Annotated in this window: 16 protein-coding genes; 7 read left to right on the top strand and 9 right to left on the bottom strand. The window is 36.6% G+C overall.

Annotation, left to right across the window (positions count from 1 at the left end):
* Positions 1-363 precede the first annotated feature (363 nt).
* From QM491_RS12220 to QM491_RS12240, 5 genes are all read left to right on the top strand, one after another.
* Positions 364-849, top strand: coding sequence for a QcrA and Rieske domain-containing protein (locus QM491_RS12220; protein ID WP_283327773.1), 486 nt, complete (start codon positions 364-366; stop codon positions 847-849).
* Positions 850-936: 87 nt separating this feature from the next.
* Entirely contained in the window at positions 937-2,022 is a 1,086-nt protein-coding gene (locus QM491_RS12225; protein ID WP_283327774.1) for an AMP-binding protein, read from the top strand.
* An 82-nt stretch (positions 2,023-2,104) separates the two neighbouring features.
* Positions 2,105-2,923 (top strand): hypothetical protein, encoded by an 819-nt coding sequence (locus tag QM491_RS12230; RefSeq protein ID WP_283327775.1) that lies wholly within the window; start codon positions 2,105-2,107, stop codon positions 2,921-2,923.
* A gap of 78 nt (positions 2,924-3,001) precedes the next feature.
* Entirely contained in the window at positions 3,002-5,911 is a 2,910-nt protein-coding gene (locus tag QM491_RS12235; RefSeq protein WP_283327776.1) for a TolB family protein, read from the top strand.
* 72 nt (positions 5,912-5,983) lie between these two features.
* Positions 5,984-7,012, top strand: a complete 1,029-nt coding sequence (locus QM491_RS12240; RefSeq protein ID WP_283327777.1) for a sensor histidine kinase — start codon at positions 5,984-5,986, stop codon at positions 7,010-7,012.
* A 230-nt stretch (positions 7,013-7,242) separates the two neighbouring features.
* Here the strand turns inward: QM491_RS12240 and QM491_RS12245 are convergent, their stop codons facing one another.
* The 5 genes from QM491_RS12245 to QM491_RS12265 all read right to left on the bottom strand — a co-directional run bounded on the left by QM491_RS12245 (position 7,243) and on the right by QM491_RS12265 (position 16,672).
* Positions 7,243-8,931, bottom strand: a complete 1,689-nt coding sequence (locus QM491_RS12245; protein WP_283327778.1) for a sialate O-acetylesterase — start codon at positions 8,929-8,931, stop codon at positions 7,243-7,245.
* A 395-nt stretch (positions 8,932-9,326) separates the two neighbouring features.
* Complete coding sequence (locus QM491_RS12250; RefSeq protein WP_283327779.1) at positions 9,327-10,208, bottom strand: bifunctional 5,10-methylenetetrahydrofolate dehydrogenase/5,10-methenyltetrahydrofolate cyclohydrolase; 882 nt, start codon at positions 10,206-10,208, stop codon at positions 9,327-9,329.
* 76 nt (positions 10,209-10,284) lie between these two features.
* Positions 10,285-10,980 carry an SIR2 family NAD-dependent protein deacylase gene (locus QM491_RS12255; protein ID WP_283327780.1) on the bottom strand — a complete coding sequence of 232 codons (696 nt, stop codon included), beginning with the start codon at positions 10,978-10,980 and terminating at the stop codon, positions 10,285-10,287.
* Positions 10,981-11,074: 94 nt separating this feature from the next.
* Positions 11,075-13,558, bottom strand: coding sequence for a type I DNA topoisomerase (gene topA / locus QM491_RS12260; protein ID WP_283327781.1), 2,484 nt, complete (start codon positions 13,556-13,558; stop codon positions 11,075-11,077).
* Positions 13,559-13,900: 342 nt separating this feature from the next.
* Positions 13,901-16,672 (bottom strand): bifunctional aconitate hydratase 2/2-methylisocitrate dehydratase, encoded by a 2,772-nt coding sequence (locus QM491_RS12265; protein WP_283327782.1) that lies wholly within the window; start codon positions 16,670-16,672, stop codon positions 13,901-13,903.
* A 1,116-nt stretch (positions 16,673-17,788) separates the two neighbouring features.
* On the opposite strand from QM491_RS12265, the gene QM491_RS12270 reads away from it, so the two are divergent.
* Complete coding sequence (locus QM491_RS12270) at positions 17,789-20,056, top strand: aconitate hydratase (RefSeq protein WP_283327783.1); 2,268 nt, start codon at positions 17,789-17,791, stop codon at positions 20,054-20,056.
* 124 nt (positions 20,057-20,180) lie between these two features.
* On the opposite strand, the gene QM491_RS12275 is transcribed toward QM491_RS12270, so the two are convergent.
* The 3 genes from QM491_RS12275 to QM491_RS12285 form a co-directional block, all read right to left on the bottom strand.
* On the bottom strand, positions 20,181-21,473 hold the full coding sequence (locus tag QM491_RS12275) for a flavin-containing monooxygenase (RefSeq protein WP_283327784.1): 1,293 nt from the start codon (positions 21,471-21,473) through the stop codon (positions 20,181-20,183).
* A 17-nt stretch (positions 21,474-21,490) separates the two neighbouring features.
* Positions 21,491-22,222, bottom strand: coding sequence for a sulfite exporter TauE/SafE family protein (locus QM491_RS12280; RefSeq protein WP_283327785.1), 732 nt, complete (start codon positions 22,220-22,222; stop codon positions 21,491-21,493).
* Positions 22,223-22,317: 95 nt separating this feature from the next.
* The gene (locus tag QM491_RS12285) at positions 22,318-23,679 is read right to left on the bottom strand and encodes a PAS domain-containing protein (protein WP_283327786.1); all 1,362 of its coding nucleotides are present in this window, start codon (positions 23,677-23,679) and stop codon (positions 22,318-22,320) included.
* Between the two features lie 302 nt (positions 23,680-23,981).
* On the opposite strand from QM491_RS12285, the gene QM491_RS12290 reads away from it, so the two are divergent.
* On the top strand, positions 23,982-24,557 hold the full coding sequence (locus tag QM491_RS12290; protein ID WP_283327787.1) for a hypothetical protein: 576 nt from the start codon (positions 23,982-23,984) through the stop codon (positions 24,555-24,557).
* Between the two features lie 411 nt (positions 24,558-24,968).
* On the opposite strand, the gene QM491_RS12295 is transcribed toward QM491_RS12290, so the two are convergent.
* Positions 24,969-26,387, bottom strand: coding sequence for a C1 family peptidase (locus tag QM491_RS12295; RefSeq protein WP_283327788.1), 1,419 nt, complete (start codon positions 26,385-26,387; stop codon positions 24,969-24,971).
* Between the last annotated feature and the right edge of the window lie 82 nt (positions 26,388-26,469).

Genomic DNA, 26,469 nt, shown 5'->3' on the forward strand with positions numbered 1-26,469 from the left:
AGAAAATACGCCTAAGAACCAGTCAAATCCTAGATCGAATCATGGATATTGCTGTTGGATTACATAATCTTAGAGTTACTTTCAGAACAATAAATAATAAACCGTGATAAAGTTTAATGATAATAAATAATTTACAGGCTTTACTTTACTTTTATCTGTAAATACATTTAATTTACTTACATATATCCGTTTATTCTCTTTTTAGCTCAGTAGTATTCGCTTACGTTGCAATTTATAATTTCTTCATTTTAAACATATTGTATTGCTTTCTAAAGAAAGTAATGCTAAATCAATTGTACAAGAGAATGTAAATTCTCTACTCTCGTAATATTTGTCTTATTTAAACATCTTCTTCAATCTATCATGGAACGTAAAGAATTTATGTCTCTCGTGGGCATCAGTGTAGGTGCTGTAATTTTGCAAAATTGTTTATCAGGATGTAGTAGCAAGTCAGACCCTACTCCATCAGGTGGTACTGGAGGTACCACTACCAATCCTACTAGTACTGGGTTTACTGGCAACGCTGCTAGTTCGAAAGGAACAATTGATTTTACCATAGATATTTCAACTTCAGATTATGCAACACTAAAAACCAATGGCTCAGCATTGGTTGTAGGAGATGTAATTGTAGCTCGTACTAAAGCTGGAAATTTTATTGCATTGGCCAAAGCTTGTACCCATGAAGGAACTACGATTAACTTCGTAGCAGATGACAACAAATTTAGATGCCCAAATCATGGTTCTGAATTTTCGACTACTGGTGCTGTTCTTTCTGCTCCTGCAAGCAGTCCATTGAAGCAATACACTGCTACATTCGACTCAGCATCGAATAAAGTTGCAATCAAATAGAATCCATCCTAGAAGGTTGGGCTCTAATATTCATCATAAAAAATCGACTGTGGTAGACAATGCCACAGTCGATTTGTATTTTTGCGTATGCTATATATTGATTCTTACGAAAATTTACCCAATTCCGACGACGCTTACGAGCAACAAGCATTGGAATTTTGTAAAAAATGGTTGTCTGGTGCAGAAACTTTTTTGCTACATACTTCAGGCTCGACTGGCACACCAAAGCCTATTGAGTTGACTCGTGCTCAGATGATTGCAAGTGCCGAATTGACTGGAAAAACGTTTGGACTTGCTAAAGGAGATACAGCTTTGGTATGTGTCAACATCGAGTATATTGCAGGGGTAATGATGCTAGTAAGGGGTATGACTTTGGGTCTAAAATTGGTTGTAGTCCCACCCGTTTCAAATCCTTTCGAAAAATACCCAATCCTAGCAAAATATGATTTTGATTTTGTAGCGCTTGTTCCCCTACAAATTCAGCAGATTATCGAAAATGAGGGTATAGGCTTACAAAAAATCAATCAAATGAAAGCCATTATTATAGGTGGCGCCGCCGTAAATGCTTCTTTACAATCACTGATTCAACAACTTTCTGTGCCTGTGTTTAGTACCTATGGTATGACAGAGACTGTTTCGCATATTGCTATCAAAAGACTGAATAAGGAAAGTCGTTCTGATGAGTTTGAGGTACTCGATGGAGTTGAAATTAAGTTAGATGAGCGCTCTTGTTTGGCAATAAAAGCTCCAGCATCGAATCATGAGTGGATATTTACCAACGACGTTGTGGAGTTGATAGGGGATAAGAAATTCAAAATTTTAGGTCGCTATGACAACATTATTAATAGTGGAGGAGTCAAGATACAATTAGAGGAAGTTGAGAAAATAGTCTTAGAGCTATGTAAAGCACATTTTACGGAATTGACCAACAAAAGATTTTTTGCGTGGGGCATACCCGACGATAAATTAGGACAAAAACTTGTGTTAATTTGGGAAACAAATGAAATCTCAGCAATATATCAGAAGAATATTTTAGCAAAATGTGCTGAAAAATTACCTAAGTTTAAAATCCCTAAAGCTATTTTTTTAGTACATACCTTTATTGAAACACCTTCGGGTAAAATTGATAAAAGGTCAATTGCACAAAGCTTACTATTATATCCAGACGCATAAATTTTGAGCCAAGTCATTGCCTTCAAAATTAGCCTTTGTACCTTTGTCGCATTGCAGATTGTCATCAAACAAAGCTTTGAGCATGAGTAATAACTTTAGTGTGACAAAACACAATTTTACAACAACACAGTATTCAATGGAAATCAATCAATTATCATCGTTAGTAATAAAATTTGAGACAGCCGATATGGTCGGTGCTCCATTTTCACATCAGATTTTGCTCAAATTGCAATTTGCTGAACAGGGCATCGGTGTAGATTTCCAAATTGCCTATATTGACAGAGAAGATTTGAGTGAAGAAGAAATCTTGGAAGAGGGATTCTCACTCAATGATGATTATAGCTGGAAAGGTCAGATTGACAACGCATGGGCTTTGCCAATTAAAGATATTTTGAAAAAAACGCCTAATAAGTTTAATCATAAGGCATTGGAAGAAGAAATGAATTTCTTCGAAATAGAAATAAATGAGCAATCTTCTGGTAATCCTCTAAACCAGACAGATTGGGAATATCTATTGCAAGAATTGATTCAGGCGATTTATGAAACTTCCCAAAAAGAAGCCCCATTCCATTTGGAATACCGTAGAATTGATAAAGATAAAAATGTCAAAAATTTTGAGTTAAATCTTTACTACGCTAAACGCCAAGCAGAGGGCCTTAATAGTATTAAAAATGACTCAAAATCAATTAGTTGGGAGCAGGCAAATGCAATAATTCAGCAAGTTTTTATTGGAGAATTTATCCCTGATTCGGCTTTGAAAAACGAACCCAAACATACAGGAAAATATATCTCTGTAGGCGATGGCTATTGGTACGAGTTTAGCAAAAGCCTAAAGCGTCCAAATGGTAACAAAGGCTATTTGACAGAGCTTGAAAAAATATTTGACCCTTGGGTTGACTAAAAATATCCTTCAGCACTTGTTGATTCCACATCAACAAGTGCTGCAAACACATTCATTCTCGCAATTCCTACTATCTCTATGAAAAAAAGTCTTTTGCTTGTGTTTGGTCTATTGAGTCCTTTATTGGATTTGGCTCAGGTTTCTACAAATAGCTTACAACAAAATCCACCTTCTGTTCGCTGGTCAAAAATCAACACTCCGCATTTCAGACTTATTTTTCCTACTACTAATATCGAAGAAGGGCAACGTTTGGCTAATGTTTTAGAAACAGTTTATGAGCCTGTATCTTCTTCGCTAGGAAAAAATCCTCGTAAAATTTCGGTGCTATTACAAAATCAAACGACTGTGTCTAATGGTTTTGTGACCCTGTTACCCCGTCGAAGTGAATTTTTTGTGACCCCACCGCAAGACCCTAATTTATTGGGGACTAATAATTGGCTTGATTTATTGGCAGTACACGAGTTTCGTCATGTAGTACAAAATGACAAAGCCCTGACAGGTATTTCAAAGTTGGCTTATTATTTATTTGGGAATAATGGCTTGGGAGTAATAAGCAGTTTGACAGCCCCTAATTGGTTTAAGGAGGGTGATGCTGTAGGAGTAGAAACTGCCATGACACAATCGGGTAGAGGACGAATTCCTAATTTTGATATGGCTTTGCGAGCGCAGCTCACTTCGGGAAAGATATATCCTTATGCCAAAGCTGTTACAGAATCCTATAAAAATTATATTCCTAATCACTATGTAAGTGGCTACTTTTTAACGACTTATTTAAAAAAGAAATATGGAAACGATGCTTGGGATAAAATCTTGACAGGAACCTATCAATTTCCATTTTATCCTTTTTCTTTTTCCAACAATATCAAAAAAGTCACAGGACTTAGGGTTGAAGATTTGTATAAAAATGCGTTTTTATCTATTCAAAAAGAATGGATTGAAGAACAAAGCAAGATTACTGAAAGCCCCGCTACCCAGATTTCGAGTAAGGACAAATACTTCTCTAATTATCTATATCCGCAATATTTGCCTGACGGTAGAGTTTTGGTTGTCAAAACTGGTTTAGATATTATTTCACAATTAGTAGCTGTTGATAAAAACGGTGAAGAAGAAAAAATAGCAGAATTAGGTATTTGGAACGATGCAGGAATGCTTTCACTACAAGGAACAAAAGTAGTTTGGGCAGAAATTGCTTACGATGCTCGTTGGGCACGTAAAGATTATTCAGTGATTAAAGCGTATGATTTTAATGAAGGGAAAATCAAAACACTTACCCATAAAACTAAATATGCAGCACCAAGTTTAAATGCTGAGGCAACAAAAATTGTTTGTGTCGAAAGTACACCTGAACAAAAATATAGTTTGGTGATTTTGGATGCACAGTCTGGGCAGGTTTTACAAAAAATACCAAATCCCTCAAATGCTTTTTTGCTTCATCCAAGATGGACAAAACAGGATGAAATTGTTTTTGTAAAACTAAAAGATGGGAAGAAAACCATTACAAAAACAGACTTGTCGGGCAAAGAGGTTGCACTATTTACGAGTAGTCAAGAAAATTTAGCACACCCCGTATTGAGCGGAGATAGCCTGTTTTTTAATTCTGGTGTTACTGGGATTGATAATGTATATTTGTTTCGCTTGGACAAGCAAACTCGATATCAGGTTACGAGTCGTAAATTAGGAGGATTCAATCCTGCCATTTCACAAGATGGCAAAGAGTTGATTTTCAATGATTTTACTAAAAATGGCTATCGGATAGCCTATATGCCTTTGCATGATTCAGATTTGAAAGAAGTAAACCCTAGTGCGACAACAAGGTATTTTGGAGAAATGATGATAAAAGAAGCTCATCAAAATCTGTTGAAACAAGTCCCGAATCAGTCGTATGAGGTAAGTAAGTACAGCAAGTTCAATATCTTCAATATTTACTCTTGGGGGGCTATGACCACTTCTTCGGGCAATACGCTTTATGCTGGATTGTCGTCCCAAGATTTGTTGGGAACTACCGCTATTTCTGGTGGTTATTCCTACAATATGAATGAGCAAACCAGTGGAACATACGCCAATTTGAGTTTTCAAACATTTTACCCAATGCTTGATGTTTCGTTGCGAAATACCCAACGAAAGACTTCGATTTATTTGGACAATGCACAACCTTTGGATAGCCTAGCCTCAGACCGATGGAATCAGCAAGAATTGTTGGTAGGTTTGAGAGTGCCATTAAATTTCACGAAATCAAAATATATTCAATCTTTATCTTTCTCAGCCAACTGGGCAATGATGCAAGTAAATGGGTATGATTTGGGTAAAAGATATTTGACAGAATCCTATAATGGGCTCAATCAGTCAATGATTTATACATTCTCGTATGTAAGGCAATTAAAGCAGTCGGCTAGAGATATAGCACCCAAATGGGCACAAAGCGTAAACTTTTACTATAGAAATGCTTTTGCAAGTGTGATTGATGGAGGTTTGGCAGCTTTGCAGGCGAGTATTTATACTCCAGGTTTGGCGGCTCATCATAGTTTGAGGCTGAGAGGCAGCTTTCAACAACAGTTTGGTTTCAAAAATCAGGATGGTTCGCCAAATGACAAATTATATGCGTATGGAAGCCCTATTGCTTATGCCAGAGGATATTCCTATCGTAATTATGAATACTTGAATACGCTAAGTGTAGATTACAAAATGCCATTAGCTACCCCTGATTGGAATATTGGAAGATGGGTATATTTGAAGCGACTCAAGACCAATTTCTTCGCAGATTTCTCGCATGGCGAAACTAATTATGATTTTACAGTTCGTCAAGGAACAAAAATTTTGAACTACAAAGGCAGTGATATTGGTAATTTTAAATCTTATGGATTTGATATTTCTGGAGATTTTCATTGGATGAGATTTTCTCAATCTTTTGAGGCCGGTATAAGATTCGTATATTTGCAACACTTGAACCAATTTTTGATACAGCCTGTAGTTTTAGATATAGGATTCTAATAAAATTCTTCCTTAACCAAATAGCCAAACAGGGGTGTACCGCAAATTATTTACATCCTTAAAAAAGAAAAAATGAAGTTACTAGACTCACGAGTTTACTGGATAGGACAGTTTAGCTGGTGGATATTTACCACTTTTGTACTCCGACAACCTAACTCAAAGTATTTTGAGAAGGGCTATAATTTGCCTATTTATTTAGTAATTAGTTTTTTTATTGGATTAGTTCTAACACATATTTATAAAGAGATATTCAATAAAAAGCTTGCTAATAAAAGAAATGTAATCCCTTACGCCCTTTTAGGAATCGTGGTAGTGGGAGGTGCTTTTTATTTACAAGACTTCGCCTTTGGTTTTCAACGATATCGAAAACCAAGCATGGGATTGCCACTTGAACTCTATGATTATCTTCAGTTTTACGTAGAGTCTATCCGTTATGTTATTATCTGGTTTTTGTTTTTTCATTTAATTATAATGGAAAGAGTTTCTCATCAAAAAGAAATTCAGCTAAGCAAGGCCGAAACACTTCTCAAAATTGCGGAATTAGAAAACCTTAAAAACCAGCTTAACCCGCATTTCCTTTTTAATGCAATCAATAGTATCAAGGCGCTCACCTTGACAGACCCCGCTTTGGCACGCCATGCACTGACCGAATTGTCGGATTTGTTGCGTACGTCACTGTCAATGGGTAATCATCAATTAGTAAGCTTTGAGGAGGAATTAAAATTGGTAAAAGACTATCTTTTTCTAGAAAAATTAAGATATGAAGAAAGGTTGAGATATCAGTTTATGATAGAAAGAGCCACTATGGGTTGTAAAGTCCCACCAATGTCGTTACAATTGTTAGTCGAAAATGCTATCAAACATGGTGTTGGGAAAACGAAAAATGGCGGTGATATTATGATTCAAGCCAGAATGTCAGAGAAAGTTTTGATGATTAGGGTTACCAACGCTGGCACGTTAAGTTTGGAGAACAAACGAATAGGAGTAGGGATGAAAAACCTACAGCGTCGACTTTCTATCAATTTTCAAGAAAAAGCAGAATTGCAACTATTGCAAGAAGATGACAAAGTAGTCTCGCAAGTTGTGATTCATTATTCGTAAAGAGGTGTTATCTCTCATTTAGTGAATTGAAATGGAGTGATTTTTTAACCCATTTCTTCAAACTATTTATCAAAAAGGCGGTCGAAAAACAATTTTCGACCGCCTTTTGATGTTATAATACAGGATGACATATCATTATATGCAAAGCATTGCGTATTTACTGCTAACATATAGATTTTAAAATAATCACTAAATCACTCAATCGACATTCACTCAATTTTTAGGTTTCTCTACTCTTTCGCAGATTTTGGGATTACCTTATTAGTAAACAAGTGGGTATCGCCAAAAAGAAATAAATTGCCATGTAAGTTGAGCTTCTTAAACTGCGCTGACAAGCCTGTTCCTACAACGACTTCATGATTCTGCAAAATGGTTACTTCGTCCAATGTAGTAGGGATTCTGCCGCAACTCCAAATGCCTGTGTCGTGCCAATAGCCTGATTGAGTGGATTCTAAAGGATATAAACCTGCAAAATTGTTGGGAGTAAATAGCAATGGACTAAACAATTCTCTATCCTGCTTATCCTTTACTCGGACTCTTGCAAACTGATTTTGAGATAAATTTACGCTGGTACTTTTACTAAAAACTTGTTTGGCAAAAGGGTCATTACTCCATTCAGACATCGAATATAATTCAGGATTAGTGAGTGTATATTTTAGGCTCGAAATACTGGCACAAGTACTACTAATCATAGGTAATACAGTGTTAAGAATAGGCGTTGATGCAGTGAAAAAATGACTATCGAGATACATATTCCAAGCTTGAGCCAATTTTACAATTCCTTTTCCCTGGAAATGTACTGAATCAATTGTCCGAATCGAAGGCCCAATCAGCGAATCAGTAGCAGGTCCAATAAAAGTATTAGAGAGATAGTTTGCTTGCGCTTGTCCATTGATACCAAGCACATCATTTTGGGCATCAATCACAGGTTGCCAAACTCTCGAATACTGAATATTTAATCCTCTAAATCTAGTAGCTCTTGCCACTACCCATGCAAGGTTGGGAGCATTACTATGCTCTCTTGATTTTTCGATAAGTTTTTTTAACTTTTTCCCGTAGGTATCTCGATCGGTTTGATATAAATTATCCGTTTCACCCTGATGCCATAAAATAGCTCTTAGTCCAAATTGAGCTGTGTAAAACCTTAACGAACCTCTTAAGTTTCCGTAAGGTAAGCCTCTTGGATAAGTGATAAACTCGCTTGGCGTGGCGGTACTATCTTCGGCAGAAGACACCCATGAGCTTATACCCGACCCAGACCATCCTGCATTAAAAAAAAGAATAGGAACATTCAGTTTTTTTGCCAAAGAGTCACCCAATACCCCCCAACACCAAGCACTGTTGCCAAAAGGAGCCAAACGAAAAGTCGAATCTATTTGAGATATGACAGGATAAGGATATTTAGTAGCTCCATAAGTAGTGGTTTCGCCATTAAAATAGTTGATGGTTTCGACTCTATCATCTGTAGCACTGGGACCAAATATGTTCTGATTTCTGAGTTCATTATCGCCTGTAGCATTCGACTGCCCTGCTACGATAAAGACTTCGCCGACACCCACTCTTTTGAGTGTATCGATACCCACAAAGGTAAGTCCGTCGAACGCCCTAACTACCAAGTCGTACCAACCACCAGCAAGTGTGATTTTAGTATAGCAAGTGTTTGATTGGGAAGATTTTGGAACTGTAATCCAGTCGGTTGAAGTACCTTGTGGGGAGGTCATAAGACGAGCGATTGCTTGAATTTCAATTTTCTGGACAGGTTTGTCAAATTGTAAAACTACAGGTATATCAGCTTGATTGTTATTGTTTCTTTGAAATACAAATCTGCTTTCAGGATAGCGAATTTTTATCTGAGCCATTCCCGATGGGTTGGCAAATAGGTAGATAAATAGGAGTGCATAAAAGTATATATGTCTCATTTATAAAATACTTAGGATAGGGAAGTATAACTCCCAAAGACATGAAATTATAGAAAATGCTACAAAAGCAGTGCCATCTCACCAGATTTTTTGAAATTTTACTAAAATGACCTTTTCTGAAAAGAATTTGCAAAAGGTCTTATAAAAGGAAGGTGTTAAAAAAGAAGGGTCGTAGAAGAAAAGAAATAGGAGTCATCCCGTATTTAGCATTGAGATTATTCTCAAATTTTCATCAAAAAAGCGGTCGAAAATTGTTTTTCGACCGCTTTTGGGTACTACTATACTATATCTGAATCCGCTTAAGAAGCGAAGCATTGCGTCTCTACAGCTAGAATACAATTTTTGAAATAATCACTCATTCACTCAATCTCAATTCACTAAATGAGTTTGAAATATTATTGATAAATTACTTTTTTAGCAGAAAGTAACGTGTTTTTCATAAGCGAAACGATTGTCATTGGGCCTACTCCTTTTGGCACTGGAGTGATGAATGAACATTTTGGTGCTACTTCATCAAATTTAACGTCACCTTTCAGAGCAAAACCGCTTTTCTTTGAGCTATCTTCTACGCGAGTCAAACCTACGTCGATGATTACAGCACCTTCTTTTACGTAGTCAGCTGTGATAAATTCAGGACGCCCTAGTGCAGCAATCAAGATATCTGCCGAAGCACATACTTCAGCCAAATTTTTAGTTCTTGAGTGTGTAATTGTTACTGTACAGTTACCAATTTTGGTATTGCGTTGCATCAAAATAGTCATTGGTAAGCCAACAATTTGACTACGACCTACTACAACACAGTGTTTCCCTGCTGTTTCGATGTTATAACGCTCTAATAAATCAAGAACACCTTGAGGAGTAGCCGAAATATACGCAGGCAAACCTTTAGCCATTCTACCAATATTGATTGGGTGGAAACCATCTACATCTTTTCTAGGGTCGATTGTTTCCATTACTTTATCTGGATTGATATGATCAGGAAGAGGAAGCTGAACAATCAAACCGTCCATATCATCATTTTGGTTGATTTTGCGAACCTCGTCCAAAAGCTCTTCTTCTGAAATTGTTGGGTCAAAACGCAACAAAGTAGATTTAAAGCCTAATTCTTCGCAAGATTTAACCTTATTTGCCACATAAGTTTCAGAAGCACCATTATTTCCAACTAAAATTGCAACAAGGTGAGGAATTTTACCTCCTGCTGCTATGATAGCTTCAACCTCTGCTCCAATTTCTTTTTTTATTTCGTCTGCTACGGCTTTACCGTCTATGATTTGCATGATAAGACTTGTGGGGGATGTTTTCGAGTAAAATTTGAAAGCGCAAAAATACGGATTGTTTGTCTCTGGACAAATTTTATTTTTTTGTAAGCTTCTCAAAAAGTTGTTTTAAGCCAATACTTCCTATCTCTTCAATAAAGGTCATGTTGGGACGAAGCATTACGTTTGGCTTGTTAGGATCGATAATATAGATAGGAACATTTTTGCCAACGCAGTCAATTAACCCTGCTGCTGGATATACTTGCATTGATGTACCAACTACGATAATAATATCTGCCATGGCTGTCATTTCAGTGGCAATTTCAATCATTGGTACTGACTCACCAAACCACACAATATGTGGGCGAAGTTGTGAGCCTTTTTTGCATTTATCACCCAATTTGATAGGTTTAGTACCAATTTCATATACCATAGACGTCGATACTGAACTTCTAGCTTTGGTCAATTCTCCGTGTAAATGGATAATATCGTTTGATCCAGCTCTTTCGTGAAGATTATCAACATTTTGGGTAATAATCGTAACATCAAAATACTTTTCAAAATCCTTAAGAATCGTATGACCTTGATTTGGGACAACCTCCGCTAATTGTGCTCGACGCTGGTTATAAAACTCTAAAACAAGTCCAGGATTTTTTTGCCAGCCTTGAGGCGTTGCTACCTCGTCAATAGAATGGTTTTCCCACAAGCCGTTCGAATCTCTGAAAGTAGAAATGCCACTTTCAGCAGAAATACCTGCGCCTGTAAGCACAACGAGTTTCTTTTTTCTAGCCATTTTGCTTGATTATATATTTTTAAGAATAAACAAAACAGCACAAAGTTAGGTTAAACTTTGTGCTGTTGTTGAGATTGAATTTGAAAATCTCTATCTATTTTTTCTTTCCTTTCGGAGCTGGCGCTTCTTCACCTAGACGGATACAATCTTCGAGTGTTAAATCTGCTGCAACCATATCTTTAGGAATCTTCACGTTGCGTTTTCCAATTTGAATATATGGACCATATACTCCATTGACAACCTTAATGGTTTCGTTTTCAGGGAATTCTTTGATGTATTTATTGGCTTCCTGATTACGTTTTGCCTGAATGATTTCGATAGCTCTTTCTAAGGTAATAGAAGTAAGAGAATCCGTTTTGGCAAGTGAAAAATATTTACCATCATGTTTTACATAAGGACCAAATCTTCCTTTGCCTGTCGTTATAGCACTTCCTTCAAATTCACCCAAAGCATCACCAGCATCAGCCAAACGTTTGGCTTGAATCAACTCAATAGCACGTGCTTCTTCAATCGTGAATGGGTCATCGGTAGCTTCAAGACTTACGTATTTATCATCGTGTTTTACATAAGGACCTAATTTGCCTGCGCCAATGATAACAGGTTTATCTTCAAAGAAACCAATTTCACGAGGAAGTCGTGGTTTTTCAAACAATTCTAAAGCTTCCTCTAAGGTGATAGATGAAATCAATTTGTCTTTTGGTAAATTGACAAAAATTGGTTTTTCTTCATCTTTAGTATCTCCTAGCTGTACATAAGGGCCATACTTCCCTAATCTAACAGAGATAGTTTTACCAGAATTTGGGTCAATACCTAGCTCACGAGTTGAACCCGAAGAGCTTCTTTCTGCACTTTTACTTTCTTCAATGGTTTTATGGAATCCTTGATAAAAATTATCAATCATATCAGACCATCCCATTTTGCCATGAGCAATTTCGTCAAACTCATTTTCCATTTCGGCAGTAAACTTAAAGTCTACTACTTCGCTGAAATTATTGACTAAGAAATCATTCACAACCATACCAACTGAAGTAGGGAATAATTTTCCTTTTTCGGTTCCGTACGTTTCTTTTCCTTCCTTTTCAGAAATAGTTTCATTCTTCAAAACCATTTCTTTGAAAGTACGTTCCTTACCAGGGCGATCTTCTTTTACTACGTATTCACGTTTGATAATCGTAGAGATGGTAGGAGCGTAGGTAGAAGGACGACCGATACCTCTTTCTTCAAGGGCTTTTACTAAACTAGCTTCGGTATATCTTGCTGAAGGTCGAGTGAATTTTTCGGTAGCTTTCATATTGTCCAAATTCAATATCTGACCAATATTCAATGGAGGAAGCATTTTTGAATTTTCTTCATCCTCTTCTTCGTCGCTACTTTCAAGATATACTGCCAAGAAACCATCAAACTTGATAACTTCGCCTTGTGCGATTAATTCCTCTGAAGCACTTGAAATACCGATTGTTGCAGTGGTACGTTCTAACTGAGCATCAGCCATTTGAGATGCAATAGAACGTTTCCAGATTAGTTCATACAAACGTTTTTCACGAATATCCAAACCAGCAGATGTTACCGAAAAATCCGTAGGACGAATAGCTTCGTGAGCTTCTTGAGCCGATTCATTTTTGGTTTTATATTGGCGAGTTTGGACATATTGTGCACCAAACTGATCTGTAATTGCATTTTTAGCTTTTTCTATTGCTTCTTCCGAAAGGCTAGTCGAATCGGTACGCATATACGAAATTTTACCTGCTTCGTATAATTTTTGCGCATACATCATGGTTGATGCTACTGAGTAGCCCAACTTACGAGAAGCTTCCTGCTGAAGTGTTGACGTCGTAAAAGGTGGCGAAGGAGATTTTTTGGCAGGTTTAGTTTCGAGCGACTTGATTTTAAAAGTAGCACCTAAACATTTTTCCAAGAATTCTTTAGCAGTTTCTGCTGTTTCAAAATTCTTAGGAAGTTCGGCCTGTAAAATTTTATTTCCTTCTAATAAGAATTGTGCTACGATTTTGAAAGAAGACTTAGTTTTGAAATTTTCAATTTCACGTTCACGTTCTACAATAATTCTTACTGCAACGGATTGAACACGACCAGCCGATAGACCTTTCTTGACTTTAGACCAAAGCACTGGCGAAAGTTCAAAACCAATCAAACGGTCGAGTAATCGACGTGCTTGTTGGGCGTTTACCAAGTCCATGTCAATAGTACGTGGATTTTGGATCGCATTTTGAATGGCCTTTTTAGTGATTTCACGAAAAACAATACGTTTTGTGTTATCTGCCAATCCTAGGGCTTCTTTCAAGTGCCATGAAATAGATTCTCCCTCACGGTCATCATCGGTTGCTAGCCACACCTCTTCAGATGATTTTGCTAAGCTTTTTAATTCGTTGACAACCTTGACTTTATCTGGAGATACTTCATAAGTAGGTTTGAACCCATTTTCAATATCAATAGCCATTCCTTTATCTGGCAAATCACGCACATGACCAAAGGAAGATCTCACGGTGAAATCTTTTCCTAAGTAACCTTCAATGGTTTTTGCTTTGGCAGGAGACTCTACTATTACTAAGTTTTTTGACATTAATTATTTTGATTGGTGGAGTAAACAATCGAAACCATTTACAAATTTTATTCATTAAAGCACAAATCTATTGATTCTAGCACCCTCTTGGTTGATAAAAGGCCACTACCTTTTATATTTTGCCAAATATATAAACTTCATTTCAAAATGTAGTCCATTTTTTTGATAACAGTCATAAAATTGCGTAATTCTATTCTTTCTTTTAAAAGAAAATCATCTATAAATAACTCAAATTTGAACATTTGTTCAAATAAACATTTGATAAACGCTCATAGCTTCGCTTTTATTAACCATAAAAAAAGCCTGAGTGTATGCTCAGGCTTTTATATATATGTTTGGCTATTATTTCACCAACTTGATGTGTGATGGAGAGAATTTAGTCAAATTGATACCTTCTACAGCTTTCACATATTCTTCGATAGTTGGAGTTCTACCAAGAACTGTTGAAAGCACTACTACTGGAGTAGACGAAAGCAACGATTCTCCTTTTTTAGCATCTGTATCTTCAACAACACGTCCTTGGAACAAGCGAGTAGATGTTGCCATTACGGTATCACCTTTAGCCGCTTTTTCTTGGTTACCCATACAAAGGTTACAACCAGGGCGTTCTAGGTATAACATTTTTTCGTAAGATGTACGAGCTGCTCCTTTAGGGGCATTGTCATCAAACTCAAAACCTGAGTATTTCTGCAATACTTCCCAGTCGCCTTCTGCTTTTAATTCATCAACGATGTTGTAAGTTGGAGGAGCAACTACAAGAGGTGCTTTGAATTCAACTTTACCGTTTTGAGCTTCAATGTTTTTCAACATTTGAGCCAAAATCTTCATATCGCCTTTGTGAACCATACAAGAACCGATAAAGCCGAGATCAACTTTTTTATCGCCACCATAGTAAGATAATGGTCTGATTGTATCGTGCGTATATCTTTTTGAAACATCAGCGTTGTTTACGTCTGGATCGGCAATCATTGGCTCTGCAATTAGATCTAAATCAACAACTACCTCTGCATAATATTTTGCATTAGCGTCAGGTCTAAGAGCTGGTTTTTCACCTGATTGAATTTCAGCAATTCTCTTATTAGCCTTATCAATTAGTCCTTGAAGCACTTGGTTTTTATTGTCCATGCCTTTATCAATCATAATTTGGATTCTGCTTTTCGCAATTTCCAATGATTCAATCAAGGTAGCATCTTCAGATATACAGATAGAAGCTTTCGCTTTCATTTCGGCAGTCCAGTCTGTAAATGTAAATGCTTGGTCAGCTGTTAATGTTCCAATGTGAACTTCAATTACTCTACCTTGGAATACGTTTTCACCACCAAATTGTTGAAGCATTTGTGATTGAGTAGCGTGTACAACATCACGGAAGTCCATGTATTCCTTCATGTCACCTTTGAAAGTAACTTTTACAGAATCAGGAATTGGCATAGAAGCCTCACCCGTAGCCAATGCTAAAGCAACAGTACCTGAGTCAGCACCGAATGCAACACCTTTTGACATACGTGTGTGAGAGTCACCACCGATGATGATTGCCCAGTCGTCTACAGTAATATCATTCAATACTTTGTGAATTACGTCAGTCATTGAGTGATAAACACCTTTAGGGTCACGAGCTGTAATCAATCCAAATTCGTTCATGAACTTCATCAACTTTGGAATGTTAGCTTGTGCTTTTTTATCCCAAACTGAAGCCGTGTGACAACCTGATTGATAAGCACCATCAACTGAAGTAGAAATCGTGGTTGCTGCCATTGACTCTAATTCTTGAGCGGTCATCAAACCTGTAGTGTCTTGAGAACCTACAATGTTTACGATAACACGAACATCAGAACCTGCGTGTAAAGTTTTACCAGGAGTAGCACCTACTGCATTTCTGTTGAAGATTTTTTCAACTGCTGTAAGTCCTTGTCCTTCATGAGAAACTTCTTTGGATGGAGCAAATACTGGTGCGATAGCAACACCTAACAGTTGAGAAGCGAACGTTTGGATTTTTTTACCAAAAACAATAGCGTAAGAACCACCTGCTTTGATAAATTCCATTTTTTGCGGAGTGAATGATCTTGAAATATCAATCAACTCTTGGTCGCCATTATATAATTTTTTTGTTTTTGTATTAATCGTAAGCACAGTACCTGTTGCTACTGAATAAGCTTGCTCAAGGATTGGCTCGTTGTTTTCATCACGAATAACTTTACCATCTGCATCAACTTTCTTCACCCAGTTTTTAAGGTCGATACCGATACCACCTGTTACGTCAACTGTAGTCAAGAAGATAGGAGAGATACCGTTTGTACCACCAACAATTGGAGCAAAATTTACAAATGGAACATAAGGACTAGCTTGTTTACCTGTCCAAAGTGCTACGTTGTTTACACCTGACATTCTTGAAGAACCAACTCCCATTGTTCCTTTTTCTGCAATCAACATTACAGATTTGTCTGGGTGTTGTGCTTTCAATGCTTCGATTTCAGCTTGTGCAGCAGGAGAAATCATACATTTTCCATGCAATTCACGGTCAGAACGAGAGTGAGCTTGGTTTCCTGGAGAAAGTAAATCTGTTGAAATGTCTCCTTCACCTGCAATGAAAGTTACAACTTTGATTTCTTCAGGTACATCAGGAAGTTTTGTAAAGAACTCTGCTTTAGCATAACTTTCGATGATATCTTTTGCTGTTGCGTTACCACTTTCAAACGCATCTTTCAAGCGTTTCAAATCAGCATCGTACAAGTAAACTTGTGTTTTCAATACATCACCAGCTTTTTTTGCAATGTCCGCGTCTGCACCTAAAGCTAAATCCAAGAGTACTTCAATTGAAGGACCGCCTTTCATGTGTGACAATAATTCGAAAGCAAAATCAGGCGTGATTTCTTGTACAACAGACTGACCAAGTATAATCTCTTTTAAAAACTTAGCCTTCGCACCAGCCGCTGGAGTAGTTCCTGGCAAAGTGTTGTAGATGAAAAATTGAAGAGAATCTGTACGGTTTTCATTGTTCAAATCTTTGATTTGTTCAATGATTTCACTTACCAATTCAGCACTGTCAATTGGCTTAGGATGAAGTCCTTGTGTCTTTCTTTCTTCGATTTCTTTAAGGTAATCGCTATAAAAGTTCATATTTAATTATTTACAGTTATCGTAGTATTTTTCCTTGAATATTTTTACATCAATCAACTTCTTCTCAGAATTAAAATAGCGTTTTTCTGTGAAGATTTGTCTTAGCAAATTTATAAAAAGCAACTTCGAATTAAAAATTTTTTACAGAATAGACGGTTTTGGTATATATTTTCTTGGTTTTGTTTAATTTTTATTTACTTTATTCGATAATTATAACGGTTAACATTAGTTTTATCCTAAATCCTGTTTTATTAATTATTCATATAATTTTCAATGGTTTGTTTTGGAGGAATAATAGTATTTTTTAGATATGCTTCATGATTCTTGAGATTAGTATTTAATTTCTAATCATGAAAAATAGATGATAACATATTTTCGTAAAAATGTTGTAAGGTTTGTTATTTGATAACTAATTAGAGTTCTTATAATCAATGTGTTATGTAGATTGTAAATTGAATTTTCATTGCTTTTTTTAAAAGAACTAATTTTTAAAAACACCCTAATCGTTGAGTCACATTGTATGTCTAAAGTTTTTCCTAAAGAATACGTATAGATTTTTTTAAGAAAATCTTCTTGTGGATTTTATGGGACTTTTATTTTGCTTATAGTAGGACTTTAAGCTATAGAAAATAAGCTGAAAAAGAAATAATGTTTTTGTGAAATGAAATAAACATAATGATTGATGAATATTACCCACTGACAATTGAATAATAGGATATAGAATAAAAAGAATCGTTAGATAAGATGCTGATAAAGAAATATTATACACAGAGTTAGGTACTTGCAATTCTATAATTATGGCTAAAATATATATGTTAAATTTAGCTTTAAATCCTTTGTAAAAGTGGGATAATCCACATCTCTATCGTATTTTTACTAAGTACTTCCTACAATATATAGTATAGGATGAGTCCCTCAAAAATGATGTTAATGCAGAAATAGACCTATTTGATTAATCAGCTATATATCCAAAGCCATCAAATATCTTGTAGAACCTAAACTGAAAGTAACGTGTTATAAATATGAGATCAATGGATAAATAGCTTGTGAGATTAATAAACCTAAAAGTGTTTTTTATATCCAAATTTTCAAAAACTAATAACTTAATATAATACTATGGCTTTTGACATCGAAATGATTAAGGCGGTTTACGAGAGAATGCCTGCACGCGTGGAGTCAGCACGTAAGCTTGTAGGAAGACCGTTGACGTTAACTGAAAAAATTCTTTATTCTCACTTGTGGGAAGGCACTCCAACTCAAACATTTGAAAGAGGTAAGTCGTATGTCGATTTTGCTCCAGATCGTGTTGCTATGCAAGATGCTACAGCACAAATGGCTCTTTTACAGTTTATGCAGGCTGGTCGTCCAAAAGTTGCAGTACCCTCAACAGTACACTGCGACCACTTGATTGAAGCAAAGGTTTCTTCTGCAACAGACTTAGCCGTAGCGGTTGATAAAAATAAAGAAGTTTATGATTTCCTTTCTTCTGTTTCTGACAAATATGGCATCGGATTCTGGAAAGCTGGAGCAGGTATCATTCACCAAGTGGTAATTGAAAATTACGCATTCCCGGGTGGTATGATGATTGGTACCGACTCCCATACAGTAAATGCAGGCGGTTTGGGTATGATTGCGATTGGTGTAGGTGGTGCCGACGCTTGTGATGTAATGGCAGGTTTGGCATGGGAGTTGAAGTTCCCGAAACTTATCGGTGTAAAATTGACAGGTAAACTTAACGGTTGGACTTCTGCAAAAGACGTCATCTTGAAGGTGGCGGGTATCCTTACAGTAAAAGGCGGTACAGGTGCAGTGGTTGAATATTTTGGAGAAGGCGTTACTTCTATGTCAGCAACAGGTAAAGGTACAATTGCTAACATGGGAGCTGAAATCGGAGCTACGACATCTACCTTTGGTTATGACGAATCAATGGCTCGTTATTTGGCAGCCACTGGTCGTGCAGATGTAGCAGAATTGGCAAATGGTATAAAAGACTATTTGACGGCTGACCCAGAAGTTTATGCTGATCCAGCTACTTATTTTGACCAAGTTATCGAAATTGATTTGGATACCTTAGAGCCACACTTAAACGGGCCATTCACCCCAGATTTGGCGACGCCTATTTCTAAAATGAAGGAATTGGCGGAGAAAAATGGCTGGCCAACCAAAGTGGAAGTTGGTTTGATTGGTTCATGTACCAACTCTTCTTATGAAGATATTTCACGTGCAGCATCTTTAGCAAAACAAGTAGCCGCAAAAGGCTTAAAAACGAAGGCAGAATATACCATTACTCCAGGCTCGGAACAAGTACGTTATACCATTGAACGTGATGGTTTTATTGATACTTTTGAGAGCATAGGTGGTAAAGTATTCTCAAATGCTTGTGGTCCTTGTATTGGTCAATGGGCTCGTGCTGGTGCTGAGAAAGGTGAGAAAAACACCATCGTTCACTCTTTCAACCGTAACTTTGCAAAGCGTGCAGATGGTAATCCAAATACGTATGCCTTTGTGGCCTCTCCAGAATTAGTAACGGCGTTGGCTATTGCTGGTGATTTGACATTTAACCCATTAACGGACTATTTGACAAATGAAGCAGGTGAGCAAGTGAAATTGGATCCACCAAAAGGAGACGAATTGCCAACAAAAGGTTTTGCTGTAGAAGACGCTGGATATCAAGCACCTGCGGAAGATGGTTCTTCAGTAGTGGTAAAAGTATCTCCAACTTCTGACCGTTTGCAGTTGTTAGAACCATTTGCACCTTGGGAAGGTACAGATTTGAAAGGCTTAAAATTGTTGATTAAAGCTAAAGGAAAATGTACTACCGACCATATCTCTATGGCTGGACCTTGGTTGAAATATCGTGGTCACTTAGATAACATTTCTAACAATATGTTGATTGGTGCGTTGAATTACTTTAACGAGAAAACTGATAAAGTTAAAAACCAATTGACTGGCGAATATGGTCCAGTTCCTGCAACCCAACGTGCTTACAAAGCGGTTGGTATAGGTTCAATCGTTGTAGGCGACCAAAACTATGGTGAAGGTTCATCTCGTGAGCATGCAGCTATGGAGCCACGTCACTTGGGAGTTCGTGCGGTATTGGTTAAATCATTTGCTCGTATTCACGAAACCAACTTGAAGAAACAAGGTATGTTGGCTTTGACATTTGCTAATGAAGCTGACTACGACAAAATTCAAGAAAATGATTCTATCGACATCAACGGATTGGCAGATTTTGCACCAGGCAAATCACTGGAAATTGTATTGAACCATGAAGATGGAAGTTCAGAAACTATCGTAGCAAATCACTCATATAACGACCAACAAATTGAATGGTTCAAAGCAGGTGGTGCATTGAATATTATTCGTGCTAGCGTTGGTAAATAAGCATGAGAAATCTGCAATAGTTTGAAAACTTCTTACTGAGCAAATAAACACAACTCCCTATCGACCTTGGTGGATAGGGAGTTGTGTGTTAAAAAGTAAAAATATGTATTTACAAACGCAAGTTTTATAGATTACTCCAACCCATTTGCTTCTTCATTTGTTTAAGTTTCGCCTTAATTGTATCACTATCTACATATCCAGTGTGGCGTTCGGAGGCTACTAGTTTGATGCCACCTGTTAAATCGAGCGTTTCGGAGGTAACTTTATTTCTGAAAATCTTTGCTTTTTCTGGTGATTCTTTCTTGTCTTTCAGGTGGTTAGCTAGTAAGGTCGCTAATTGAGTGAATATATCATACGCTGCCGAATTAGTTTCTACAAAACCCATCACATAGATATTGTCGTGTTTAGGGTTAAATAGATTCATATATAATTGTGGACGATGGTCTTTCCAGTCAAAAAACTCCTCAGCAAAAGGAATTGCATATTTATAGCCCGTTGCCAAAATTATTTCATCTACTTCGATAGAACTCCCATCTTTGAAAAATATGTTGTTCCCTTCAAAATAATCAATGTCGGATTTGATACACAAATTACCATGAGAAGTGTGGTGCATGATTTGCGAATTCATCAGAGGATGTGATTCAAACAATTCATGGTCTGGCTTGGGAAGTCCAAATTTAGTTTGGTCGCCTACCACAATTTTGAGGAGTTTTTTAAAAATCCATTGATTGACTTTCAAGGGGAGTTTAGGACCACCATGAGAAAATACATCTGAGGGCACACCAAAAACGTGTTTCGGAATAAAGTAATAACCACGTCGCATACTCAAATAGGCTTCGTTTGCAAAGCTAGCAGCTTCACAAGCAATATCTACTCCAGAGTTGCCACCTCCAACGACTAAGATTTTTTTATTAAGAAACTCTGTAGACTTTTTAAAGGTATTTGAATGACGAATTATTCCTGAAAATGTACCACGATATTGGGCAATATTGGGTTGCCAAAGTGTACCATTGGCACAGATAAGTTCCTGATGAAAATAACTGTCGCCTTGTGCTGTTATTATTTTCCAACCATTCTCACGTTTTTCTACTTTTTCGATTTTTGTATTAAAAATAATATTTTTTTCTAAATCAAAATGTTTGGCAAATGCCTGTATGTAAGCACACAACTGTTTACGAGTAGGATAGTCTGGATAATCATCAGGCATAGGGAAATCAGGAAAGCCTGATAATGTTTTTGAAGAGATAAAATGAGCTGATTCATACATAGGCGACCCCTCATTTTTGATGTCCCATAAACCGCCTGTATTACTGTGTTTTTCATAAATAACAAATGAAAGTTGAGCTTTTGCTAAGGCTCTTGCGATAGATAATCCAGAAGGTCCTGCACCAATAATGGCAATGGGAGGTGTTTTCATAGTTGGATGACGATTAATTAATTCATAAAATACTTGATAGTTTGGAAGATAGAAGTGAGGATAACAATAGATAAAACGATATACCTAAATACCGTTTCGGAAGTATATTGTAAGATTACTTTTCCTATATAACTTCCCAAAATGCTGATTGCAATCAGAAATGGAATCAATACAATATATTGTCTATCAAAATATCCGTTACTCACATAAACCACCGCTCGACTGGTATCTACCCCCAAGTCGATTAAAGCAGATGTAGCGATAAATACATCTTTAGGAAGTTGAAATGCAGCTAAAGTAATACCTCTAATAGCTCCGCCTGTTCCGACTAAGCCTGCCAATAACCCCGACATGATACCACCAAGATATAAGTTGCCATCGGTTTGTTTGAGGGTTTTGTTAAAATTATAAAGTAGATATAATGACAAGCCCACTAGCATAATATTCATGGCTAATTCCATGGATTTTGTGGGTAAAAAGGTGGTCATCCAAGCGCCAATCATCACAAATATGACTGCTGGAATACCTAATTTTAAGGCTATTTCTTTATTAATTCCTTTTCGAAATAGCGTGATTTTGGAGATGTTACTAAAAACATGAAAGACCGCTGTAATGCCAAGTACGGTCTTAAAATCAAAGAATAGGGAAGCCACGGGTACAAATAGGATAGAAGATCCAAAGCCAGAAACGGTTCCGATGATTTCTGCAAATAATGCCAAAATGGCAAATATATAGTATTTTTCAAACACGATAGAAAGCGTAGGGTTAGTATCAACATAATTTGAAATGAAGATACCAAATTTCTGTGTGAATCATAAAAAGAAATTCACAACACTAGTTGATTTTACCTATTGCTATGGGTAAGATTTACAATTTTATGAATAACATCATCTAACTCTTTGGTAGTTTGATGAAGTTGATTAATTAACAAAGGATTGTATGCTTTATCGTATTCAATAAGCTGGACTAATCCAAGAATATTGGCAACTGGTTTTCGCATTTCGTGCGACTGTTGCCAAGCAATTTTTTCGAGGGTTTCAACTTGATTTTCGAGCCGGGTTTCGTGCTCGATTCGCTTTGTAACGTCTTGAATAATTGCTAAAATAAATGTTTCATCATTTACTCTAAATGAGTTTAGGCTTACTTCTACAATTTTTTCAATGCCATCTTTGGTAATTGCAGGGGTAAACCTCCCAATGCCCATGCGGTACATTTTGGGGGCTTGAATATATTGCTGTTGGTATTGGGCATGATTTGCATGGAATCGCTTTGGAATAAGAATATTAATATCTTGGCCTAGTAGTTCTTTTGACTCATAATTAAAAATTTTCTCTGTTTCGGGGTTTACCAACTGTATTTTCATTTTTTTATCTACAATAACTATCGGTACTGGAGCTGTTTCGATAATCTTGCGAAAACGCTGTTCGTTTTCAAGTAGTGACAATTCCATTTTCTTTTTAGCGCTGATATTAATAGCTACCAAACAGACGCCTATGATACTTTGATTTTTGTCATAAACAGGGTACATTTTACTCAAAATCCAGATGGTATCACCATGAATATTGTGAACACAAATTTCATCTTCTACTGTTTTTCCTGAAATAGCGCTATTAAATTGCGTGTAAAAAGCATCTGTTTCTTGAGGAAATAGATATTCCCTGAAATCGTCTCCTATGCTGATTTCTTTTCCGATGTTGAAGACAATACTCTTTTTAAAATGGGTGTTGAATTGAATTAATTTGAAATTAGTATCGAGCAAGCATATACTATCGGAGATGTTATTAATAAGTGATTCGTAAGTAGTTTTAAGGTACTCTAGAGCTAGCTCTGCTTTTTTTTGTTCATCTATATTTTTGGCGTAAATAGCCACTCCAATTAAGTTTCGAGCATCGTCATATACAGGATTAGCTTTGTATTCAAACCAGAGATGTACCTCGCCACCCGAAGTTTCTTTTTGTACCGTAGTGGATTCGCCTTTGATAGCACTTTCAAATGCCGAAAAATAGATTTCCATTAATGGCTCAACGACAAAATCTCGATAGTCATCACCTATTTGAATTTCTTTGCCAAAAAATATCTCCAACGTTTTTACCATTGCTGTATTACATATCAATACCTTGTGGTCGGGAGAAATGAGCACAAAGTTCTCTGCAACGCTATTGATAGTTGCCCTCAGAATATCTACAGATAAATTATTAGCTTTCATGTTGTGCCTAAGATAAATATAATATAAGTAAGCTTCTTGAGTGAAATTTACCAGTTTTAATAAAGTAGTTTAGAATATTGTAATTATACAGATTAATAAAGTGTAATTCTACAGAAAATTACCCAATGTAACACTGATATTAACGATGGAAAGTACAACAATAAAATATTGTTTTTATCTGTCTGTGCGGTTATTGAGAATCTTTTATGAAATAATTTAAGCATCGATTACTTCAAATTGAATAATCTTATGAATTAATTTACATTTGCGAACGTATCAATAAATATAAGTTTAGCAGTAAAATGAATGGAATAAAATTACTTAACCCCAATAACCAAAGTGTATTAGGAATATTTGCGAGGTGCATGATTGTATTAGTATCGGCGATTTGGCTTTTTTATATTGATGAAATAGAAGGTGTTAGCCCAATAATGTCGACATTGGTATTGGTCCTTTTGTGTTTTTCAAAAACGATTTATTTTGTTTGGGTAGGGTATCAAAAAATCATAGATGTTACTGTAAAAGATGCACCTTTTCATAAGTTTATCATCTTTGCAAGTATGAATATTTTAGTTTTTATTCTTTCGTTTACATTTGACTTTTTTGGATTATATCTCATAAATCCCAACAATTATGAGGGAATGCCTGCTCATTATTCTAATCCAAGGTTGTTGTTTGAGTTTTTGTTCTTTAGTTTACAACAATTTACGTTTTTTGGGTATGGCAATTTATTACCAAGTTCAATACTCGCCAAAATATTATCGATGTTAGAGTTAACTATCTCATTTTTAACGGTACTTTTTATTTTATCAGATTTTAATAGCTTGAAAGAGAGTCTCCTCTCAAGAGTAGATACTCGAAAAGATGAAGACGAATAAGAAGTATCGTAGTTTTACTAGTAGCGATGAAATGCTTTGCGTCTAAAGTATATATCATTCTGAAAACATGAGTCATTCCGAATTTTAAGATTGGGTTTATTCTCAAAGTTTTCATCAAAAAAGCGGTCGGAAAGTATTTTCCGACCGCTTTTTTGATGCTACTATGCTAGATATAACTTGGCTTAAGACGCAATCATTGCATCTTAAGCTGCCAGAATACAAATTTTAAATTAATCACTCATTCATTCAATCGCTAAATCACTAAATTAGGGATGACTCATGTTTTGAAGATATACCTAATTCAGGATTAATGTTCAATTTTCCAAATAGGATGCGACTTCAGTCGCACCCTGTTTGGAAAAAGATTTACTATGTGAATCACTACAAATACAAATAGGAGTTTTTAAAAAACTATTCTTCCTCCTCTTCTTCTTCGCCAGATTCCTCTTCTTCGTCAGATTCTTCTTCTTCCTCCGACTCTTCCTCCTCTTCTTCGTCGTATTCTTCTTCATCTTCCGACTCCTCCTCTTCCTCTTCTTCGTCGTATTCTTCCTCCTCTTCCGACTCCTCCTCATCCTCTTCTTCGTCGTATTCTTCCTCCTCCTCCGACTCCTCCTCCTCCTCTTCTTCGTCGTATTCTTCCTCCTCTTCCGACTCCTCCTCATCCTCTTCTTCGTCGTATTCTTCCTCCTCTTCCGACTCTTCCTCTTCCTCTTCTTCGTCAGATTCTTCCTCATCTCCCTCCTCTTCCTCATCTTCTTCCTCTTCCTCTTCTTCGTCGTATTCTTCTTCCTCTTCATCCTCGTCGTATTCCTCTTCCGACTCTTCTTCTCCTTCCTCGTCGAGTTCGCTTTCTATATATTCGAGCTCTTCATACTCGTCGCAACCTGCCTCATCATATTCATCAACTAGCTCGTCTTCGAAAATGCTCCAAACATCAAAGTCTTCGTAGTCATCAGCCGAATAAACAGGCAAACTTGCTGCATTCGCCGCTCCACTTTTTGCAATGATTGACTTTTTATCGTTTACCCAAGTATCTTCAAAATCTGGAATTGGATCGGTACGTTTGATAACCCAGCTATCTCCCAAGTTGAATTTTTCATTGATAACATACTGATAAGGCATATAACAATAGCCTTTATCTCCCCATTCTTCACCCCAAGAGTTACGAACAATAAACATCTCATCAGCTTCTGAATAACCTACGCAAAGCATTGCGTGAAGCCCGTGAGCAGCACGAGAAGCTTCGTCTGGCGATGGCATTGGTACGACTCCTCCGTACTTTTGACAATTGTCAAATCCTTCAAAAAGAGTAATTCCAAAAATGATAGGATACCCTTCTGCCAAGGCTTGTTTCCATGCTTTAAGGTTGGTTGGTACATGTTTGGATTGCTGAACTTTAAAGTAACTTGCTTCGTCGTAACTTGCTGAATGAGGCTTATTATTTACCTTTTTTAATTCATAAGGCCATACTTCTTCTGTACAAGCACCAAGTTTATGTAAACTTTCGACAGCATATTGTATATGACTACCTTCGTCTTTGATTACGTTACTTGCACGAAGTCTGGCATTGTAGTAAACAAATAAACGACTTACTTCAAACTGACGATTTTTCAGGTGACGTTTAGCAAGATATTCGTATGCACCCGCAGTAGCGTTGGCAGTACAACTACTCAATGATTTTTGATTTTCAACTTTAGTCAAATATCGACGAAGGTCAACTTTAGAAGGAAGTGCTTTTTTCGAACGTTTTGACGGTTTAAACTCTTCGGCATTAGGATTTGCTGCCAAATAACGGTAACCGCCGTTACTACTTAGGTTATTACCCATAGTGGTTATGTGTTTGGTTGGAAAGGTTTGATATTGAGAGACAATTATTGCAAGATAAAAATAATCTAATATTTTCTTTGTT

The organism is Flectobacillus longus, from assembly GCF_030056705.1.
Lineage (GTDB): Bacteria > Bacteroidota > Bacteroidia > Cytophagales > Spirosomataceae > Flectobacillus > Flectobacillus longus.

Bases quoted from the DNA above. Each gene is read 5' to 3' on its own strand.
- QM491_RS12235 (WP_283327776.1), top strand. From the start codon at position 3,002: ATGAAAAAAAGTCTTTTGCTTGTGTTTGGTCTATTGAGTCCTTTATTG.
- QM491_RS12245 (WP_283327778.1), bottom strand. From the start codon at position 8,931: ATGAGACATATATACTTTTATGCACTCCTATTTATCTACCTATTTGCC.
- topA (WP_283327781.1), bottom strand. From the start codon at position 13,558: ATGTCAAAAAACTTAGTAATAGTAGAGTCTCCTGCCAAAGCAAAAACC.
- QM491_RS12250 (WP_283327779.1), bottom strand. From the start codon at position 10,208: ATGCAAATCATAGACGGTAAAGCCGTAGCAGACGAAATAAAAAAAGAA.
- QM491_RS12220 (WP_283327773.1), top strand. From the start codon at position 364: ATGGAACGTAAAGAATTTATGTCTCTCGTGGGCATCAGTGTAGGTGCT.
- QM491_RS12265 (WP_283327782.1), bottom strand. From the start codon at position 16,672: ATGAACTTTTATAGCGATTACCTTAAAGAAATCGAAGAAAGAAAGACA.
- QM491_RS12285 (WP_283327786.1), bottom strand. From the start codon at position 23,679: ATGAAAGCTAATAATTTATCTGTAGATATTCTGAGGGCAACTATCAAT.
- QM491_RS12255 (WP_283327780.1), bottom strand. From the start codon at position 10,980: ATGGCTAGAAAAAAGAAACTCGTTGTGCTTACAGGCGCAGGTATTTCT.
- QM491_RS12240 (WP_283327777.1), top strand. From the start codon at position 5,984: ATGAAGTTACTAGACTCACGAGTTTACTGGATAGGACAGTTTAGCTGG.
- QM491_RS12225 (WP_283327774.1), top strand. From the start codon at position 937: ATGCTATATATTGATTCTTACGAAAATTTACCCAATTCCGACGACGCT.
- QM491_RS12270 (WP_283327783.1), top strand. From the start codon at position 17,789: ATGGCTTTTGACATCGAAATGATTAAGGCGGTTTACGAGAGAATGCCT.
- QM491_RS12275 (WP_283327784.1), bottom strand. From the start codon at position 21,473: ATGAAAACACCTCCCATTGCCATTATTGGTGCAGGACCTTCTGGATTA.
- QM491_RS12295 (WP_283327788.1), bottom strand. From the start codon at position 26,387: ATGGGTAATAACCTAAGTAGTAACGGCGGTTACCGTTATTTGGCAGCA.
- QM491_RS12290 (WP_283327787.1), top strand. From the start codon at position 23,982: ATGAATGGAATAAAATTACTTAACCCCAATAACCAAAGTGTATTAGGA.
- QM491_RS12230 (WP_283327775.1), top strand. From the start codon at position 2,105: ATGAGTAATAACTTTAGTGTGACAAAACACAATTTTACAACAACACAG.